12 protein-coding genes and 1 pseudogene are annotated in these 17,062 nt (G+C 65.8%); 4 read left to right on the top strand and 9 right to left on the bottom strand.

The window, feature by feature from the left end; genetic code table 11:
• Positions 1–325: 325 nt before the first annotated feature.
• The 3 genes from ACWDRR_RS37170 to ACWDRR_RS37160 all read left to right on the top strand — a co-directional run bounded on the left by ACWDRR_RS37170 (position 326) and on the right by ACWDRR_RS37160 (position 2,692).
• A complete protein-coding gene (locus ACWDRR_RS37170) occupies positions 326–1,264 on the top strand; it encodes a restriction endonuclease (protein WP_449776694.1) in 939 nt (312 codons plus the stop codon).
• A 358-nt stretch (positions 1,265–1,622) separates the two neighbouring features.
• Positions 1,623–2,039: a hypothetical protein gene (locus tag ACWDRR_RS37165; protein ID WP_449776693.1), complete on the top strand. Its 417-nt coding sequence runs from the start codon at positions 1,623–1,625 to the stop codon at positions 2,037–2,039.
• The gene (locus ACWDRR_RS37160; RefSeq protein WP_449776692.1) at positions 2,036–2,692 is read left to right on the top strand and encodes a hypothetical protein; all 657 of its coding nucleotides are present in this window, start codon (positions 2,036–2,038) and stop codon (positions 2,690–2,692) included. The genes ACWDRR_RS37165 and ACWDRR_RS37160 overlap by 4 nt, the downstream gene beginning before the upstream one ends.
• 316 nt (positions 2,693–3,008) lie before the next feature.
• Here ACWDRR_RS37160 and ACWDRR_RS37155 read toward each other — a convergent pair whose 3' ends face one another.
• The 4 genes and pseudogenes from ACWDRR_RS37155 to ACWDRR_RS37140 form a co-directional block, all read right to left on the bottom strand.
• Positions 3,009–3,953: a hypothetical protein gene (locus ACWDRR_RS37155; RefSeq protein WP_449776691.1), complete on the bottom strand. Its 945-nt coding sequence runs from the start codon at positions 3,951–3,953 to the stop codon at positions 3,009–3,011.
• Between the two features lie 639 nt (positions 3,954–4,592).
• The gene (locus ACWDRR_RS37150; protein WP_449776690.1) at positions 4,593–4,958 is read right to left on the bottom strand and encodes a hypothetical protein; all 366 of its coding nucleotides are present in this window, start codon (positions 4,956–4,958) and stop codon (positions 4,593–4,595) included.
• A complete protein-coding gene (locus tag ACWDRR_RS37145; protein ID WP_449776689.1) occupies positions 4,904–7,327 on the bottom strand; it encodes an nSTAND1 domain-containing NTPase in 2,424 nt (807 codons plus the stop codon). The genes ACWDRR_RS37150 and ACWDRR_RS37145 overlap by 55 nt, the downstream gene beginning before the upstream one ends.
• Positions 7,328–7,735: 408 nt before the next feature.
• Positions 7,736–8,242: pseudogene (locus tag ACWDRR_RS37140) on the bottom strand (5'-3' exonuclease); the annotation flags it as partial.
• Between the two features lie 128 nt (positions 8,243–8,370).
• Here ACWDRR_RS37140 and ACWDRR_RS37135 point away from each other — a divergent pair.
• Positions 8,371–8,637 carry a hypothetical protein gene (locus ACWDRR_RS37135; protein WP_449776688.1) on the top strand — a complete coding sequence of 89 codons (267 nt, stop codon included), beginning with the start codon at positions 8,371–8,373 and terminating at the stop codon, positions 8,635–8,637.
• A gap of 92 nt (positions 8,638–8,729) precedes the next feature.
• On the opposite strand, the gene ACWDRR_RS37130 is transcribed toward ACWDRR_RS37135, so the two are convergent.
• The 5 genes from ACWDRR_RS37130 to ACWDRR_RS37110 all read right to left on the bottom strand — a co-directional run bounded on the left by ACWDRR_RS37130 (position 8,730) and on the right by ACWDRR_RS37110 (position 16,854).
• On the bottom strand, positions 8,730–9,911 hold the full coding sequence (locus tag ACWDRR_RS37130; protein WP_449776687.1) for a hypothetical protein: 1,182 nt from the start codon (positions 9,909–9,911) through the stop codon (positions 8,730–8,732).
• 2 nt (positions 9,912–9,913) lie between these two features.
• A complete protein-coding gene (locus tag ACWDRR_RS37125) occupies positions 9,914–15,163 on the bottom strand; it encodes an AAA family ATPase (RefSeq protein ID WP_449776686.1) in 5,250 nt (1,749 codons plus the stop codon).
• A 250-nt stretch (positions 15,164–15,413) separates the two neighbouring features.
• Positions 15,414–15,695: a helix-turn-helix domain-containing protein gene (locus tag ACWDRR_RS37120; RefSeq protein ID WP_449776685.1), complete on the bottom strand. Its 282-nt coding sequence runs from the start codon at positions 15,693–15,695 to the stop codon at positions 15,414–15,416.
• The gene (locus ACWDRR_RS37115; protein WP_449776684.1) at positions 15,692–16,453 is read right to left on the bottom strand and encodes a hypothetical protein; all 762 of its coding nucleotides are present in this window, start codon (positions 16,451–16,453) and stop codon (positions 15,692–15,694) included. Before ACWDRR_RS37115 ends, ACWDRR_RS37120 begins: the two co-directional genes overlap by 4 nt.
• 245 nt (positions 16,454–16,698) lie before the next feature.
• Positions 16,699–16,854, bottom strand: coding sequence for a hypothetical protein (locus ACWDRR_RS37110; RefSeq protein ID WP_449776683.1), 156 nt, complete (start codon positions 16,852–16,854; stop codon positions 16,699–16,701).
• Between the last annotated feature and the right edge of the window lie 208 nt (positions 16,855–17,062).

The following is a 17,062-nucleotide window of genomic DNA, read 5'->3' as shown; positions in this document are numbered from 1 at the left end:
GAGTCAGAACCCCGAACCACCTGCTCAATACCGCTAAGGCGGAGCAGTCGGCGGGCCAGACCCGGCGCAGCAGCGGAGTACCCGCCAGGCGACCACCGCGCCCGTGACCGACGCGACCAGCACCGTCATTGACGCCCTCCGCGTGGGGCCATTTGTGCCGGCGTGCTGAGCATCCTTCTCTTTGCGATCACGGTGAATGACGGTCGCTGGCCGGGTGGCCGCTGGTGCTGCCCGGTCAGACTGCTGCAGGTTGTCACAGCCTGCCCCGTGTCGGCTTTGATCGGTAACATCATCGGGCGGACACCGAGCTTGTGGAGGGGCAGACGTGAGGAACCAGTCAGCGAGGACGCAACAGATCAACCCGGCTGCCTTCAGTGCTCTTTACGAGGCGCTGTCGGTCATCTACCACTACAAGAAGGACCTGGAGAAGTTCCTTCGCACGCGCTCGGCCCGCCATCCCGAGCTGGTGGCCGACCTTGACTTCGATGGCTACAAGCGGTCCTTCGCGGAAGACTTCGTGGACCGGCTCCAAGCGGATGAGGGCAAATACCGGGATCTCACGCTTGAGATCATGATCGAAGTCGCCCAGATGGACAGCTTCCCCAGCCTGAAGTGGCACCAGGACGCTGCCACCTTGCTGCCCAAGGCGCAGGAGGCCGTGGCCGCGCTCAAGACCTGTACCGAGCGCCAGCAGGGCATCATCGAGGAGCGCCAGCGGATCGCGGCCGAGTTGGCAGCCCACCGAGCGACCGCTCAAGCCCAGCAAGGCTTCGCAATGAAGCTCGCCCAGCTCCAGACGCGCTTTGAGGAGCTGCGCGCCATGCCAGACCGCCAGGCGGCCGGCCTGCTGTTTGAGCCCTTCCTCAACGAGCTGTTCCGCTTGTTCGACCTGGACCCGCGGCTGTCGTACAAGCTGGAGATCGAGCAGATCGACGGCTCGTTGTCCTTCGACACGGACGACTACATCGTTGAGGCGAAGTGGTGGAAGAAGCCCATGGAGCGGGAGCACGTCGATATCTTCGACGCCAAGGTCCGGCGTAAGGGCAAGAACGCCCTAGGGCTTTACATCTCGGTCAACGGCTTCTCAGCCGGCGCGCTGAAGGAGTACGACCGCCGCACGGCCTTCATTACGATGGACGGCGGCGACCTGTTCTGTGTGCTGGACGGCCGCATTACCCTAGACGAACTGCTCAAGCGCAAGAAGCGGCACATGAACGAGACGGGCAACTGCTACTTCCCGGCTCAGTTGGCGTTGGCGGAGTGACTTTCAAGGCGTGAGCATCCGCTATATGCTTCTACTCCGCAGTCAGCTGGATTAGGGGAATGAAAAAATGGCTGGGACGTGCAGGGTCAACCCGGATGCAAACAGTCGGCGACGCCTATGGGGCGACTCCGGCGGATACTGTGGTAACCCGGAGTGTCGAGAATACCTGTTCCCCGAGGGCCTTGACGTTGATTTCGGTGAGCTCGCCCACGTTATCCCAGCATCTCCGGATGGGCCGCGGGGAGCACCTTTCACAGCGGTCTCCCTTCAAGATCGGGCGCATCACAGTAACTTGATTCTCCTGTGCGCCAATTGCCATACCATTATTGACAAGGCTCCAGAGTCCTTCCCCGTTGCAATGCTGCACGAGTGGAAGCGGCGGCGGTTCGATGAGATCCAGACCGCCATCTCTACGCCGGTGTTTCAGACCCGCGCCAGCGCCCGGGATCATATTCAAGGGCTGCTAGACGCCAATGCTTCAATTCATACTAGGTACGGACCGGTGGGAGATCCGTACCGCGACGGGGACCCGAACCTCTGGCGTCAGTACGCCCGTGCAGTGATCGTCCCGAATAACCGTAAGATCCTTCGAGTGCTTGAAGCCAACCGAGGTCTACTGAGCCGCGATGAGCAGACTCTTCTATCGGTTTACAGTCTGCATGTGCAGCAGTTCGAGAGCCGACACATCCTTGACGACTTCAGCACAGGCACCGAGCGCTTCCCCGAAGCCATTAACAGAATCCTCCTGAACGAGAAGGTCATCGACGAGTCATGAATGACGTGCGGACCTGGGTTGAGAAGAAGCTGCGTGAGAAGGGGTACTCCTCATCTAGGCTGGATAACTTCCAGCTGAAGATTGCACGTAGCGCATATCCAGATGCCAAGGTTTTGTGCGTCGGCCTTGAAGATGGAGATACCTTTAAGGCCGAGGATGTAGACGCTGCCGTCTCCACCGTTCCCGGTACTGGATTCATTCTTGTAGTGCCAACTAGGATCGCACATCACGCATACGAGCGAGCCGAGGAGCTGGGCGTTTGTATTGCCGGTTTCGGGGAGCTCTCCAGTGCTCTAGCGGAAGATGCAGTAATCGCTCGACATGTCGACAGCCAAGAGCAGTACGAACGGCGCCGATTGACCAGCCATCGAGCGGTTGAGTCCATCAAGCGTAAGGGGCGTCATGCTTACGAAATCCGGCGCAAGCAGCTTCGACCTCTCGTAATCGCTACGACCGATAACTACGAGCTCACCGCAGATGGCCTATATCACATCGTGGAGAGCTACCAGGGAGTCGACCCGGAGCTTGTTGTTGTCACTAATCCGAACTGCCGAGGATTCTCAATGGAATCAATGCAGGCTGCGACCCAAGTGGGCATGCCAGTTGTTCTCTTGAGCGAGTTCCTTAGAGACCTTGGTACAAAGTGGACCTGAATCAGTGGCCACATCTCCTTTCTCTCGTGGAGGCGGCGAGCCGCCTCCCAGGATTAGAGGCATGGTTGTTTGGTTCGGCGTTGTGGTCTGAGTATCCCGGGGACCTTGACGTCCTGCTTATTTACCAGGACCGCTCCGCAGTGCTGGAGCTCCGGAATATGGATTGCTGGGAAGATCTTTTCCCGCCGATCCACTTCATTGCAATGACGTCATTGGAGGCGGACGAGTATAGATTCATCGAAAAAACGGCGGCTGTTCGTCTTGCATGACGTCGCTGCCGAGCCTGCCGCAGTGGCACTACCCGGCCAGGCCGGGATCAGGAAGCCAGCCGCCCCGTTGCGCGAAGAACCGTGGAGATCAACGACAGCATCCGCACGAAAAGGTAGTCCATGGCGCCTCTGGCCGGGACGGCGTGCTTGTCGTGCTCGTGGTGCCGGATCGTGAACTTGTTGCCGATCTCGGTGAGCACCTTGAATTCCTGCTCCAGGAGACTGCGGAACGGAGCGGAGCCGTGGGCAGCACGGTCGAGGAGCTGATCTGCGGAAGCCTTCTTGTTGCCTCCGCCGAGTTCGAGCGTCTTGAGGCGCTCGAAGGCGTCCCAGAGCTTCTCCAGGGCGTCCTGCTGGTCGCTCGGGTTCCTGGAGAGGAACCGGGCCACTGCTTCAGACAGCTTGGCGTCCAGTGTCGCGTCGCCGGTGGCCGGCTTGAAGTCCGAGATCACGGTTCGAGCGTCAAGAGGTCCGAGCCGCCGAACGCGAAGATCGTCGCCGAGCGTGAAGGCGATCCCGTTTCGGGCGAAGATCTTCTCGATGTCGCGCTGGAACTCGGCCTGGCCCTCGGGGCGCTCGGCGGTGAAGGACAGTGAGTATGGATCGAGCGGACGCTCGAAGAACAGATGATCATGCTGCATGAAGCCGTGATGATCGCGTCGAGCTGGCTTGTCGATGTGCTGGGCCACGAAGTCGATGACGTCCAGGATGGTCAGCGTGGCCGGTTGTTGCTCTGGATCACGCATCCCCACCCCCGCCAGGCCAGGGACGAGCACCCTGAGCGTGTCGAGGAAGCCCTGCTCGTCGGTGCCGGTGATGTAGCTGTCCCCGTCTGAACAGTCGTATCGAGGGAAAGCCCTGGCAAGTGACCCGTCCTTGACCCGGCGCTGGATGAGCGCAGCGAGGCCCCGCCACACCGGTGCCGAGATCTCTTCGTGGACCCGCGGCACCGAGTAACCCGCGCGGTCGGAGTAGAAGGCGCTGTCCGTCATCTGCTCACCTTGGCAGGCGATCACCACCCGGCCAACAGACTTTCAGCGTGGGTGGAACGGCGTGTCGCGATGGAGCTCAAGCTAGCTCGGCCTGATCGCCGGCGGTAGGCCAACGACTCAGGCAGGCGAAGCCTCGCGACGTACTGGGCCCGGCATATGGTGAAGGTGAGTCGCGTGGGCTGAGTGCGAGCGAGCAGTCGTCGCCGAGCGGGCTTGCGAAGCATCTCGGCGTACGGATTCAGTACACATGAGGGCGAGAACTGACGGGAGATCTGGAGAGTTACTGAGAGCGATTTCCGCAGGTCAGACGCCCCGACGGCGGCATTTGCCCAGGTCAGTGGCTTACCTGGGGAAAACTTGTAAAGCGGGGGTCGCTGGTTCGAGCCCCGCAATGGGCTCCAAAGCGGACATCTTTAGGGCGAGGTGGGCCTTCAGGGCGCGCATCCTGTCCTGGCGTGCTCGCGGCCTCCGGGGCGGGTAGGGGAAGGTCGAAAGAAGGCGCAGGTCAGTGCCGTTCAGCCCTAAATGAGAGTGGGCTCAAGAGGCCGTGCTGCCGTCAAGCAGTCACGGTAGACCCTCGTGAAACGCCCAGTCGGCTACGGGCGGTCGCGCCCCGGCTGCCTGCATCACGCGCCGTAGTCAGAAAAGACCATCCTGTCCCTGGGGGCGAGTTGTGCGCGGTGAGTGGACAGTTATACCTGCTTCGCGGGCCCACGCCCGTAGGTGTTTTCCCACGCCGGTGGCGGTGCCGATAGCCCAATCAGCGCTTGCTGCCGCTTGTACGGCTTGGCCGATGTCCTCGGCGCGTGCAGCGGGGTCTTTTTCAAGCACGGCCAGGCCGGCTGCGACGCTCGGCACGGTACGCATCAGGCTCTGGAGTGCGGCAGGCTTGAGCCGGCCGTTGACCACGAGTCCGTCGTGGATGCGGTAGGAATTCGGTGCGGTTTCGATCAGCGCGCCGATAACCAGCAGCTGGTTGACCGCACGCCGGTCCGCATCTGACACCGTTGTTTGGCCTGCGGCGATCTGAAGCAGAAGGCGTAGCGAGGGACCGGGGCATCATGAGGAAAGCCACCTCGGGCGCGGCGGCGGTATCCGCCGTTCAGCAGATCGGGCGTTCCCCGGGTTCCCTCAGGTGCGACCATCCATGCTGAGCCTTTCTGAACAGCAAGGCCAGCGTATTCGAACCACTGCAGGTAGACTCGTGCGTAGCCGATCCAGGTTGATTCGCGAACCTCAACAGCTGGGAATGCTGTAGGCAGTTCTCGTGCGAAGGCGCTAATGGTGACGCTTCCGCCTCGCTCGGCGAGGGCAGCGAAGGTGCTGAGAGCGCGATGGCGGCGAAGGGCCGTGACGACGCGGCGCCTAAGTTCGAACTCCTGGTCTTCGGCCTGCCAGATATCTGGGAGAATGCGAACCCGGTTAGGTTCGTAGGCGGCTGCGCCGAGCAATCGCAGCTCCCGACTGAGATTGAAAACGACTGTCTCGCTGGTCCTCATATGGAGAGCGAGGTCGCGGACGTGGCTGTCGCCATCGTTATCGGCGACATGGTTCAGCAGACGGGCGACGGAAACTGGTCCCATGCGCAGGATGTAAGAGTCCTGAACGGGAACGCTGCCCGTGTTGAGGTAGTCTCGGAAAATGTCCCAGTACGTGTCCAACCGTTCACCGACCTGGACGATGAGGCGTCGGTTTACAAGTGATTCCACGATCTGGGGAGTAACTCGTTCGGTTACCTCGCTGATGGCAATCGGTGCGTAGCGGGCAATGTGACGCACTGCTTCGTACTCGACGGGCGACAGCTCAGCCAGGTCAGCGTCAAAGAGGTTCTGCACATTGAGGGCCTCGTTAGCCAGGTCTTCCTGTGTCGCGCCGGCGTGGACCTCGCGCAGCAGGTGTCCGGCGAGCTTTTTGAACAGCCAGGGCAATCCCTGGCTATATTCACGCAGTCGATTACGCAGATCGCGAGCGAGGGGTGCGTTTATCTCCTTCTCCAGACGGCGCAGCAGCACATCAACTTCGCTGGGGCCCAGAGGACCGAGGCTGAGGTGAGTGGAATTATCGCGGATCTGGTCACGGAGTTGGAAGGGATAGTTCTCTGTCCATGCGACAACATCGGTCTTCCATGCGAAGCCAATCAGCACGTGATCGGAAAGATCCCGAATGGCGAGTGCGAGGTCACGAAATTCCCGAGTGATATCCACGTCACGGAAGACGTTCTCGAATTGGTCGAAGAAGACCACGAGCGGACCAGCGTGCCATGTGGCGGCTCGAAGGGTCTGAAGGGCACTAGGGAGGCTGGCCCAGCTCGCGTTGGGGGGAAGGGTCAGGACCTTGGCCTCCTGCGCCCTCTGAGCGGCGAGGCTCAGGGCGTCGGTGACGAACCGTCGATGCGTAGCGGTGCGAGTGTCCGTGACCAGGGCGAAGCCCTTGCGTTCTTTGGCCAGGGCCTCCAGCTTCAGGGCAGCTGAACTCTTGCCCCATCCGGACTGGGCGTTGAGCACCAACAGTCCGGCATTGTTGTCGAGGGCCCGGCAAAGGTCGTCGACAAGCCGTTTGCGTCCGACGAAGAACCTTGGCGCGGCGGGGAGTTGGTATTCGAAGTCTGACCTGCTGCCTGTGACCGACACGATTACCGGAGCAGGCTCGGGCGAAGTCGGTTCCTGAACCGGGCCGACAGGAGTTGTGCGTGCATCGACCACTCGGCAGCCCTGGGCATACCCTGCGGCGGCCACGGCGGCGATGACCGAGGTAGGCACTGGACCGCGGGCAGCCCACACCAATACCTGCACAGGCTTACGGGAGGTGGTATCCAGTTCGAGGCAGGCCGAGTACACACCGTCTTCGGTGATCACAACGGCCAAGTCGCTCGTCAGTGGTCCGCTCGTCGGGCAGTCCACGATCCAACCGCGCTCCGTCAGTCTGTCGGTGATGTCGCGGGCGGTGAGCAAGTGGAAGCCCGAGTCATTTGCAGTGATCTGCTCGGCGTACTCGTGTCCGTCAGCTGTGAGGCGGGGAATTGCGACGAAGAAGCCCTGCACGTCGTCGTCAGAGGTGCTCTTGCGCTTGGTGACCAGCTTGCTGTGAAAGACAGCCACCATGTAAGCCGGGACGTGGCTGCTGTAGGCCTTGCACTCGGCCAGTGCCGTCTGACGGGTGATTTCATGGGAGGCGGCAACATCCAGCTCGATGCCATTAGCCGTGATGTTGAGCCGCTCGGTGGAGGGTTTGCTGTAGCCGTAGGCATGAAGCAACTGGGCGACGAAGCTCTCGAACAGACGTCCGCGGGCGGTGCCGACTGCAGCCGGGGTCGCGCCGGAGGCTAGAACCAGGATGACTGGATCGGTGACGGTTATCGGGGTGCTAGACGCCATCTGCTCGTCACCTGGTCGCGCCACCGCTGCTCCTTGTCCTGCTCAGACTTGTGTTGCCCGCCACACTGAAAGCAGCGTAGTACCAGATGGCACGATCACGCCTTGGTGGAGCAGCGGCAGTACTAGCCGAGATGGATGTAGTAGCCGTCGGGTTGGCGGCCGGGAACGGGACGGGCCCCGTCACTCTTGGTTGCTGAAGGACGGGGCCCGATGCGTTGCCTCTACTGACGGCTCGTCAGGCTGGAACGGCTCCCGGTGCACAGCGGGTGCACATGAGGACGAGGACGGGCGAGAATCGCCGAGAGCTCATGAGAGGCGGTTTCGCAGGTCGGAGCCCGTGTAGGGGTGGTTTGCCGAGTCTCGGGACGTGCCGGGGAGCCAGCGCGGAGACGGACGCGGGCTCCGTTCTTAGCGGGCGGTCGCGAGGGTGTCGAGGAGGCGGGTGAGGGGGGTGCCTAGGCCCCAGCGGGTGTTGAGGGCTTCGAGGGTCATGGGGTCGAGGGGTTCGCGGGGGAGGGCGGGGTCGAAGTCGGGGAGGGGGATGTCGGTGGCGACGCGGACGACGGTGGGGGCGACGTCGAGGTAGGGGGCGGCTTCGAGGATGTTCTTGCGGCGGGCGGGGGTGAGTTTGGAGAGGGGGTCGGCGGCGGCGCGGATGCCGGCGAGGTCGCCGTACTCGTGGATGAGTTGGGTGGCGGTCTTCTCGCCGATGCCCTTGACCCCGGGCAGGCCGTCGCTGGGGTCGCCGCGCAGGGCGGCCATGTCGGCGTACTGGGAGCCGGTTACGCCGTACTTCTCGCGCAGGGCGGCCTCGTCGATGATCTGGGCGTGGCCGACGCCCTTGACCGGGTAGAGGACCTGCACGCCGCGGGCATCGTCGACCAACTGGAAGAGGTCTCTGTCACCTGTCACGATCAGGACGCGCGCGGGTTGGTAATCTGTAGCCTCCCGGTCCCCGGTTATTGACCTACTGTCAATTGTTCTGCTGTCAGATTCGTGGGGCCAGAGTTCCGCGCCCACGTCATCTGGATCTCCTCAACCTGGTGTACACCAGTGATTATCACGCTCGGCGGCGGCTGCCCGTCGGCGTCGACGCGCGTGAGTACGGTGCCAGATACGATGTCATGGTTGAGGTCCATGCCGCCAACTGGGCGTTGCACGGTCGGGCGGCCGGGCCGATCCGCGCCCGGCAGATGATCGACTCCGGTGTTGGCGTGCCCGTTCGGCGGTTCCCGGGGAACCTGGGGCTGCGTGGGATTGCCGAGGCCGCCGGTGTCGAAGTCCCTGGCTGCAGTGCGGATTTGCCGTGAGCTACGTGCGCTCCAGCGAGGACGGCGGCGTCTACGTGACCGGCACCTGGCGTTCTGGCGCTGAGGGTCGAGGTGTTCGAGTGCTGCGTGTCTCAATCATCGTCGGAGGGGAGGCCATCGTCGCGGGGCGCTGACGCATGGTCGATATTGATGCCGGCTCGGCAGCGTGAGGGGCCGATGATGTCGCACAGGCGTGTGAACAGGTCAGGGCGGATGATGATGTCTGCCCCTGTGATCGCAGGCAGGAGAGGTTCATAGTTTCCGTCGTGGACCAAGTGCCCCCGCCACTGGCGAAAGATGAGTGCCTCACCGGTCTCATCACTCAGGCTGAACCCGCAAATGCCGTCCGTGGGTGCAAGGTCGAGAGCTGCGATGACTGGTGCGACAGGCGCAAGTATGTACGGGGGCACGCCCGGCCCGCGCCGAGGGCGGGGAGTGCCGACCATCGGAGTGCTGCCGGCGTCGGTGAGTCCGACAAGGGGCTGGTCGCGCGCCCGGAGATGCTCGGCTGCGGCCTCAGTACTTGCCAAGCCGAGTGCCAGTCGGCGCCACGGGATCGTCCACAGCCGCCAGGGAAGTTGGGAGATGGGCAGTGTGCCAGGCGGCGGACCGTCGTCGGAGGCTTCCAGTCCGACGACGAGGCACATTTGGCGGGCGGGCTGGTCCGGGTGGCGGCGGGCAGGAGTGCGCTGCCGTTCGACGAGGCCGATCTGCACCCAGCCCGTGTGAGGGCCGTCGGTCACTCGAGGGAAGGCCGACGCGTTCTGCGGCATTGACCGCAAGCCGGCGACGGAGGCGAGGCCGGGAGGAGGCCAGGGCTGCTGGTCCTGCTGGCTGTCGCTGAACCAGGGCGCGGGATCGAGTGTCCACCGCAGCGCTTCGGGCCGAGTCGGGGGCCGGGGAATGCGGGCGAGTTCGGCCCGCAGGGCCGTCTGGGGATCATCGCACAGTCGTGCGGCCGCACCGCGCTCGAAGGCCTGGGCATTGCCGAGGTGCCCTTTCTGGGCGAGCACGGCGCGCAGGCCTGCCGCGGCTTGCTGCAGAGCGTCTTCCGCGGCTGCCTGGTCGGCGAGGTATGCGTCGGGCATCTGGGAGCGACGGTTGGTCAGCATGTCCAGCTGCGCGGACATCAAAGGCTCTATGTTCTCGACGAAGGCGTCAGTGACGAGGTCGATGACAGCTTCACGAAGGCCGGCTGGGGACCCGGCGGCGTCGAGGCGTACGCCCAGATAGTGGTCGACCAGGTTGGTCGCGTACTGCCGAGGGTCGTCCATGTTCAGTCCTCGGTGTTCAAGCTTGCGGACAGGATACGTGCGAGTGTCGGATGCGCCGCGGTCGCCGGAGGGGCGGGCGGCTGGTGCCCGGCCCGGGTAAGGATCGCGGCGGCCTCCACCCGGACGGACAGCATGTCGCTGCCACACAGGGTCACGAGCTGCTCGCGGAGGGCGGTCTCCAGTGACCCGTCCGGCATGTGGCTGCGCAGGACGGCCAGGAGCCAGGTCAGGGGGCCGGCTCCGATACAGGGGGAGAGGACGTGTGCCAGTGCCGCTTGCGCATGCCCGGGCCTACCCGCGAGGAGGACCGCCGCGGCGACCAGGGCGCGGCGCTTGACGGCCCGCTCGGGGAAAGCAACGGTTGCCAGGGCAAGTCGGCACAGCGCCTCGTCGACGTCGTCCTGCCCGGCCGGCTCCGCGGCTGGGACGTAGACGTCCTCCCCGAGGTGGGCGTCGCCCGGCAAGCGGTGGGCGATGACCTCGTACGCCGCATCCCAGCACGCGAACGCCTCGGCTGCTGGAGGCGAAGTGAGCGGCGGCTGGACGGCAAACGCCGAGACAAGCGCTTGGCTGACACCAATGGTGCGGCTGTAGGAAGCGCCGGCGACAGCATCGGCTACCCGGTCCGCGAGATCCTGGGCCGCGCCGGGGGCGTCGGCGGAGTGCGCCTGCTGCCACAGATCCAGCCGATCAGTGCCGGCAAAGGATCTCCATCCGCCGCCGCCCCGCATCTTGGTGAAAGCGAGCATGCCCGCCGTCGCGGCGAGCGGACCGAACACATCGGGGGCGACGTCTCGGCGCGCGTGGAGCCCGTCGGCGAGGTCGGCGAGCAGCTCAACGGGCCCGGACACACTCATCTCGTCGGCGATCCGGTGTAGCACTTGGGCGGCCGCGGAAGCTCCATGGCCATCGATGACCTCCAGCAGCCTCCATCCCACCGCATTGGCCAGAGCGTCCCTCGACCACCGTGGACCGGGCGGATTGTCATATGCCTTGCTGCTGTGGTCACGGACCGCGGCCAGCATGCCAGCAGCTCCTTCCGGGAGTGCAGGCCGCTGCTGGGCATGCAGGAGAGCACGCGTGGCGGTGCGCTCTTTGGGGCCCCGCCAATGACGGGAGGTTCTCAGGGGAGCCGGCCTGGGTGTCCAGAGCGGGCCGCCCTCACCGCCGCACCGCTGTGCCGCCGCGAGCAGCGCAACGGTGTGTTCGTCCCCGGCACTGTCCGACGTGGAGACCAGGACCTGGTCGTCGTAGGTGGAAATGATCGCATTGGCCAGCAGCGGCAGGACACGCCGCACCTGCGCTGCGTCATTGCCTGGTAGGTCGGCGAGTCGGCTGAGCAGGGCGACGTCGGCTTTCTGGGAGTGGCCGTCGGGTCCTGCGGCGATTCGGAGCGCGGCCAGGACGACAGGGTCGGCGGTGTCGGCCTGCGTGGACAGCAGTTGCTGGTGGGCTGCCTCCACCCGGGCGTCGGGCAGTCCGGGCTCGGCCATAAGCAAGTCAGTACCCAGCTGCGCGGCGGCCTGCGGGTCCAGGCGGGCCAGAAAGCGCCACCACTCGTGCGGAGTTCCGTCGGTGCCCCGTCCGTCGGTGTGATCCGCGACGAGATGCACGAGGGGCTGTGTGTGGGCCAGCCGTACACGCGCTTGGACAGGGTCGGCCTGCATGAGCTGGGGCAGCGGGTCCAGCAGTTCGTCGATGGTGACGTCCTTGTGGCCCCCGTACGCGCCCATGTACCGGGCGGCACGCTCCCAGCAGCGCTGCGCTTCCTGCGGATCGCCGCAGGCGAGACTGACCCGGGCCATCTCGAGCTCGAAGTCGGCGTCCTCCGAGTACAGCGCGCGGCGCCCGGCCTGCGCCGTGCGCAGCGTCTCCACGAGCTCGCGCACGACGCTGGCCCCGGCCTGGCCCGCGCTCTCGGCGAGCAGGGACACCAGCGCCGTGGTGATCAGTGGGCCGGAGCCGGCCATGCCCATGAGCGACGTGGTGGTCCCGCGGCTGACGGCCTGCAGGGCTGCGATACCCAGCGTCAGGTCGTCGTCGAGCAGCAGGGTGGCGGCGTCGTGCAGTACGCGCCGCACGAGGTGGTGGATGTCCATGAGGTCGCAGGCCCGTGGCTGCCCGGTGAACGGGTTTGCATGCTCGGCCAGCTCCTCGAGCGACACGCGGGCGGCCGTGGACGCGGCCTCGGCAGGGATCTTCCCCGCATCGATGTCCCGGCGCAGGCCGAGGGTGGCAACAGTAAACCGCAGCCAGGCACGGTAGAAACCGACGCCGTCCAACAGGGGGAGCAGCCGGGAGGGGGCATGCTGGTCGACTGCGTGCGCCACGGCGAGCAGCGACAGCCACCTGCCCACCGGTCCGGACAGCGCGCCGGCCCGGTCGGTCAGCACCTCCTGTGTTGCCCGTGCGAGTGTCTCGGTGATGCCCTCGGGGAACAGGTCGTCGGCAAGGTCTGTGGCTGCTACGCCGAGGTGGAGCAGCCGTTGCGGGTCGCACGGCCCGCTGGCCCAGGCCGCGGTGGCCAGCATCCGGGCTGAGGACAGAGCGCCGCCCCCGTTGCCGCGGGTCTCCGCAAGATGGAGCAGCAGGGCAGTGCGCCGGTCGGGACGCTCGATGAGCTGCGCACTCTCGATCAAGGGTTCGGGGTCCAGGCAGTCCAGCAGCACACCGACAGCACGCGCGGGGGATTCCAGGTTGTCCTGGTCGAGGAATCGGGCGATACGCTGCCCGAGAGTGAGCGGCTCGTGTCCGGAGCCGGGATCGTCGGTATCCCGGCCAGGAATCCGGATCCGTCCCCGCAACTCGGCGAGGAACACCGATTCGTCACTCTCGGAGCCGAAGCGTGTGCGCTCGCGGTCACGTGCCTCGTCCCACGCTGCCAGGTAGGCCTCCCACGGGGCGGCAAAGCCGGCCCGGTCCACGGCCGCGCACAACTGCAGACCCCACCGCGCCGGCATCGTGGGCACGCCCTCGTACATCAGGCTCGCCGCCAGCCGGTCAGCCCCCGACAACGCCACCAGCACATCCGCGTACGGCACCAGTGAGACCGGGAGGCCCTCGTCATGGTAGGTCGCCTGTGCCCGGCTGAGTTCCACACAACGCACCAGCGTGGGCCAGTCCTTGCGGGCCGCCGCGCGTCGCGCGGACACGGTGAGGGTATGGATGATGGCGCGCGGAGGCTGCAGCCCGGCAATCGCCCGGGAGAGGAAGTCAGGACCGATCAGCAGGGCGAGTTCGTCGTCACGGCCCAGAGCGGACAAGAGCTCGGGCAGGTGCCTGAACGCCCGCGGATCTGTGAAGAACCCACGCTGCAACAGCCACTCGGCGGCCTGGGCCCGAACCTGATCGACCCATCGGTGGTCGCCGTCACTCCGGCGGACAAAGCGGCTGAAGCTCTCATGGTGGATCCTCAGCCCACCGATGCCCGGCTGCTGCGCGACGATCGGTGCCACGCTGCTCAGCGCGGCACCGAGCAGCATCCCGGGCAGCGGGAAGATCTCTCCGAGCTCCTCCGCACTCACGGCGAAGTCGCACACCGCGAGCATGCTGACGGCACCGCGCTGCTGGTCGGTCAGACCCTTCCACAGGTAGCCGTAGTAGTCATCGAGGTCGTGCGTCGATGAAGGGACCTCGCGCAGCCGGTCGAGGGGGCCGCCCGCCACGGCCGGCGCGTGCGGCGATCCCAGTCCAGGTGCCGGTCCGAGAGCCTGCCGGCACAGATACGTAGCGTAGAGGGCGTTGCCCTGCGAGCGCTCCTCGATCAAGGTGACGGCTGCTTCCGCCTGGTCGATAGGCTTCGGGCCGACAGCCGACGACGCCACGACCGACAGCAGACCCAGACGATCCGCCAAGTCACGCAGTTCGGGGCGCTTGAGAGGAGGAACGATGAAGCGGTCGGCACCGGCGTCCACCGACGCAAGGTGGGGACCCGGCTGACTGGCGAGAACGAGGACGGCGCCGCGCGGCATCCTCAGAGTACTGAGCTCCTCGACCAGGAACGCGGCTGGGTCCGACTGCTCCCGAAATGCGCCGCCCGTGCTGTGCCCGAGCACCCGGCTGACATGGTCGATGCCGTCCACGATCAACGCGATCGGCAGATCCGGAGCCAGGCGCCGCGTCGCGGTGACAGCGCCCACGAGCGTCTCGGGTGTGGCGGCAAAGCGCGGTCTGACCTCGGCCACCGCCTCGGGGGCGGCTTTTTCGAGTTGCTGGAGCAGGCTGCCGATCACTACCTCAGTGAGCACCCGCTGTTCACGATCCGTGTCCGAGGCACCTAGCCAGCAGTGATGACGTGCCGCAAACCAGGTGTCCTTCAGGTCGTCCGCCAGCTGCTCGCACAACCACGACTTTCCGATTCCGGGCGCGCCCGACACCACCACGACACCCCCCTGCCGCGCCGTGTCCTCCAGAGCCTGCACCAGGCTCGCGAGCACTACGGGGCGCCGCACCTCGGCGGCGCGGTCCACAGGGTGCCCCTCACGGACAGCCCCGAAGTCGACTTCCAAAGCCAGGCGGGGAAGCAGCTCCTCGGCTGTCACGGTCCCGTTGCGGCTGCGTGCCGCTTTTGCCGCTTCGATGAGGCCGAGTGCGACCTCTTCGGGCGAACGGTGTCGGTTCGGCGGCCGTCCGGCACCGAGCTCTTCGGTGACCCGGTGCAGCAAGGCCGCCTCGGCCGGCCCGGGGTCGTGGATGTTGAGCGAGAACGCCGGAACACCGGTGTCGACGACCAGGGACGCGCAGGCACGGTCGAGTAGATCGTCATTGATGCCGGCGAGCATCGTGTTCCATGGCTCACGGGCCCGCAGCGCTGCTACGTCGAAGCGGAACCGCCTGCTGATCAGACCGTGCAGGGCCGGCCCCGGGTCGGTGCTCGCACTCACCGGCCGCAGCACCTTGGCCAGATCGGCGTCGTCCGGATCCGTGTCGCGCACCACGAGACGGTGCGAGGTGCCGGGTGCTGTCTCGAGGTCGTGACCGATGGAGGAGAAAAGGAGATCCAGACGGAGACTGCGAGTGTCCTTCGTGAAGCTCTCGACCGACAACGGGCGATCGTGGTCGGTGTGCTTGATCTGCAGCCGCTCGCGGCTGCCGTTGCTCCACTCGCACGTGATGTCGTCGAACCGGTCCCCGGAGAACATCTTGGTGTCGACAACCACCGACCTCAGGTGCCCCACCGTCAGGTCCACAAGACGGAGCGCGGTGAGCAAGTCCTGGTAGGCGTAGCCGAGGTGTGTCGGGCGTAGTCCCATCGCTCACTTCCAGAGTGTCCTGCGTGCACAAGTACCCATTCCAGGGCATGTGCTGCTGCGACCCTGCCGAACAGGCAGGGGGTACTCAGGGCCGTCCGAGAGGAGGCCGACCACCAGATGCTCTTTGGCCGGAGCCAGGGCGCTGCGGTTCCTCAGGCCCGTCGTAGCGGGCGCAAGGAGCCGCAGCATCAGAGAGCGTTGCTGGAGGTCCGGCGCTGTGTGGGAGGCGAACGACTACGCACGCGCCCGCTCAGAACGCGAACGCTTCCTGGACGAACTCCGCCGGCCGGCTGAACTCCACGGAGTAGACCGGGTGCTCGTCGACTCCGAGTGCGCGCATCAGTTCGATCGTCGGGATCCGGTAACGCCCGCCCACCCGCAGTACGGGGCAGGGGAAGGCCTGACGCTGGAGCATCCGGTAGACGGTGGCGGGGCAGACGCCGAGCGCACGGGCAGCCGTTCGCACGTCCACCACGGTCGGGAGCTCGAACATCTCGACGAAGCTGAGGGGGCCTCGGGCGGTCAGGCTCACAGAGTCCTCCCGATGCGGTGCACGGGCATGGTGACGACGGACGTGGCCCTCGAGGTCCGGGCCCGGCGCCGGCTGTCCCGCGGGACGGCTCCGCCTGTGAGGCGGAGCAAAGCCTCCTTGCCCAGGTGGTTCGCCGGGAGGGTGAAGCGCAGCGGTGTGCGCAAGCCGTCGGGCCCGTCCGGGCGGCTGATCTCCACTTCCATGCCGCCCTGCGGCCCTGGGGGCTCGGGTTCGTCGTACGGAGTCAGTCGGGAGTTGTCCCCGAGGTTCTCCAGGAAGGCACACGCGGTTTCCTTGAGGCCGGCGCGCGCGAACCGCCACGCACTGCTGCGCGCAGCCTTGATCAACCCCTCGGCGAGCGGCGGTGCACTGAGGTCGGCGGTCCGCAGTTCGGCGAGGAGAGTGAGCACCATCTCCGCCTCGACGTCGGCCCGGTCCGCGCGCAGCCGCTGGCAGATGTGGTAGGCGGTGCGTGTGAGTCGGGGCACCATCAGCCAGATCAGCAGGAGCTGGTGGCTGCCCATCGACCCGGCTTCGGTGGCCGCGGCCAGTATGGCCTCCTGCCAGATCGCGGCGGTCAGTTCGGGTTCCGCGCCCGGCCTGTAGAGGGCTTCGAGGGCGCCGTCGGGGGTGAGGGGGAGCGGTTGTCCGTTGGCATCGGCCGACGGCACCGTCAACTGCACGTCCTCCTGGGCCCGAGGATTGGCGAAGTGCCTTGCTACGACAGCGAATACGCTGCTGGAACCGACAGCCGTCATAGCTGTCCTTTCTCGCTTCACTGAGTGTGATGGGAACTGGACGAAGAGAAGGAGCCCGCTTGGCAGGAAGTGGGAGCAGATCGGGCATAACGGGAACACGTCCCATGCGCCCCACTTTTGTCAGGACTTGCCGCTCTTTCGACTCGGTGCGGTATGGCGCGGGTGTGTCAGGCCGACGCTCGGAGTGAGCTGTGGCCATTTCCGCCGGGTGCCCGCCTGGAGGCGGGCACCCGGTGATCAGAGGCTCAGTCGCCGGCGGGCGACGTCGCGTCCGGCTCCACCTCGGGCAGTTCCGCGGTGACCTCCGGCTGCGCCGCTCCGGTCGAACGGCGCTTGGTGGACGGGTAGTCGGAGGACCGCTTGCGGCGGCCCGGGCGGCGGTTGCGCTGACGGTTGCTCATGAACTCGCTTTCTTCGGAAGACAGCTGATGTGTCATCACCTCTCCTGGGGAGTGGCTGGTGCAATCGTGCCCGGCCGCCAAGTGCCGTGAAGGAAGCGAATCTGAGGGGGAGCTGAGGCAGTACTGAGGGGGCGTGAAGGAGCGAAGCCGTGTGGAGCGGGTGCCGAGTGTGCGCAGAATCCGATGGGCGCCGCGGAAGCGGCCGCCG

This window comes from Kitasatospora sp. NPDC003701 (assembly GCF_053587085.1).
Note: the sequence above shows the minus strand (reverse complement) of the source record. Positions and strands in the feature narration are given on the sequence as shown.

Coding starts and splice junctions, on each gene's coding strand:
- ACWDRR_RS37115 (WP_449776684.1), bottom strand. CDS start 16,453: ATGACGGCTGTCGGTTCCAGCAGCGTATTCGCTGTCGTAGCAAGGCAC.
- ACWDRR_RS37130 (WP_449776687.1), bottom strand. CDS start 9,911: ATGGACGACCCTCGGCAGTACGCGACCAACCTGGTCGACCACTATCTG.
- ACWDRR_RS37125 (WP_449776686.1), bottom strand. CDS start 15,163: ATGGGACTACGCCCGACACACCTCGGCTACGCCTACCAGGACTTGCTC.
- ACWDRR_RS37160 (WP_449776692.1), top strand. CDS start 2,036: ATGAATGACGTGCGGACCTGGGTTGAGAAGAAGCTGCGTGAGAAGGGG.
- ACWDRR_RS37110 (WP_449776683.1), bottom strand. CDS start 16,854: ATGAGCAACCGTCAGCGCAACCGCCGCCCGGGCCGCCGCAAGCGGTCC.
- ACWDRR_RS37165 (WP_449776693.1), top strand. CDS start 1,623: ATGCTGCACGAGTGGAAGCGGCGGCGGTTCGATGAGATCCAGACCGCC.
- ACWDRR_RS37155 (WP_449776691.1), bottom strand. CDS start 3,953: ATGACGGACAGCGCCTTCTACTCCGACCGCGCGGGTTACTCGGTGCCG.
- ACWDRR_RS37145 (WP_449776689.1), bottom strand. CDS start 7,327: ATGGCGTCTAGCACCCCGATAACCGTCACCGATCCAGTCATCCTGGTT.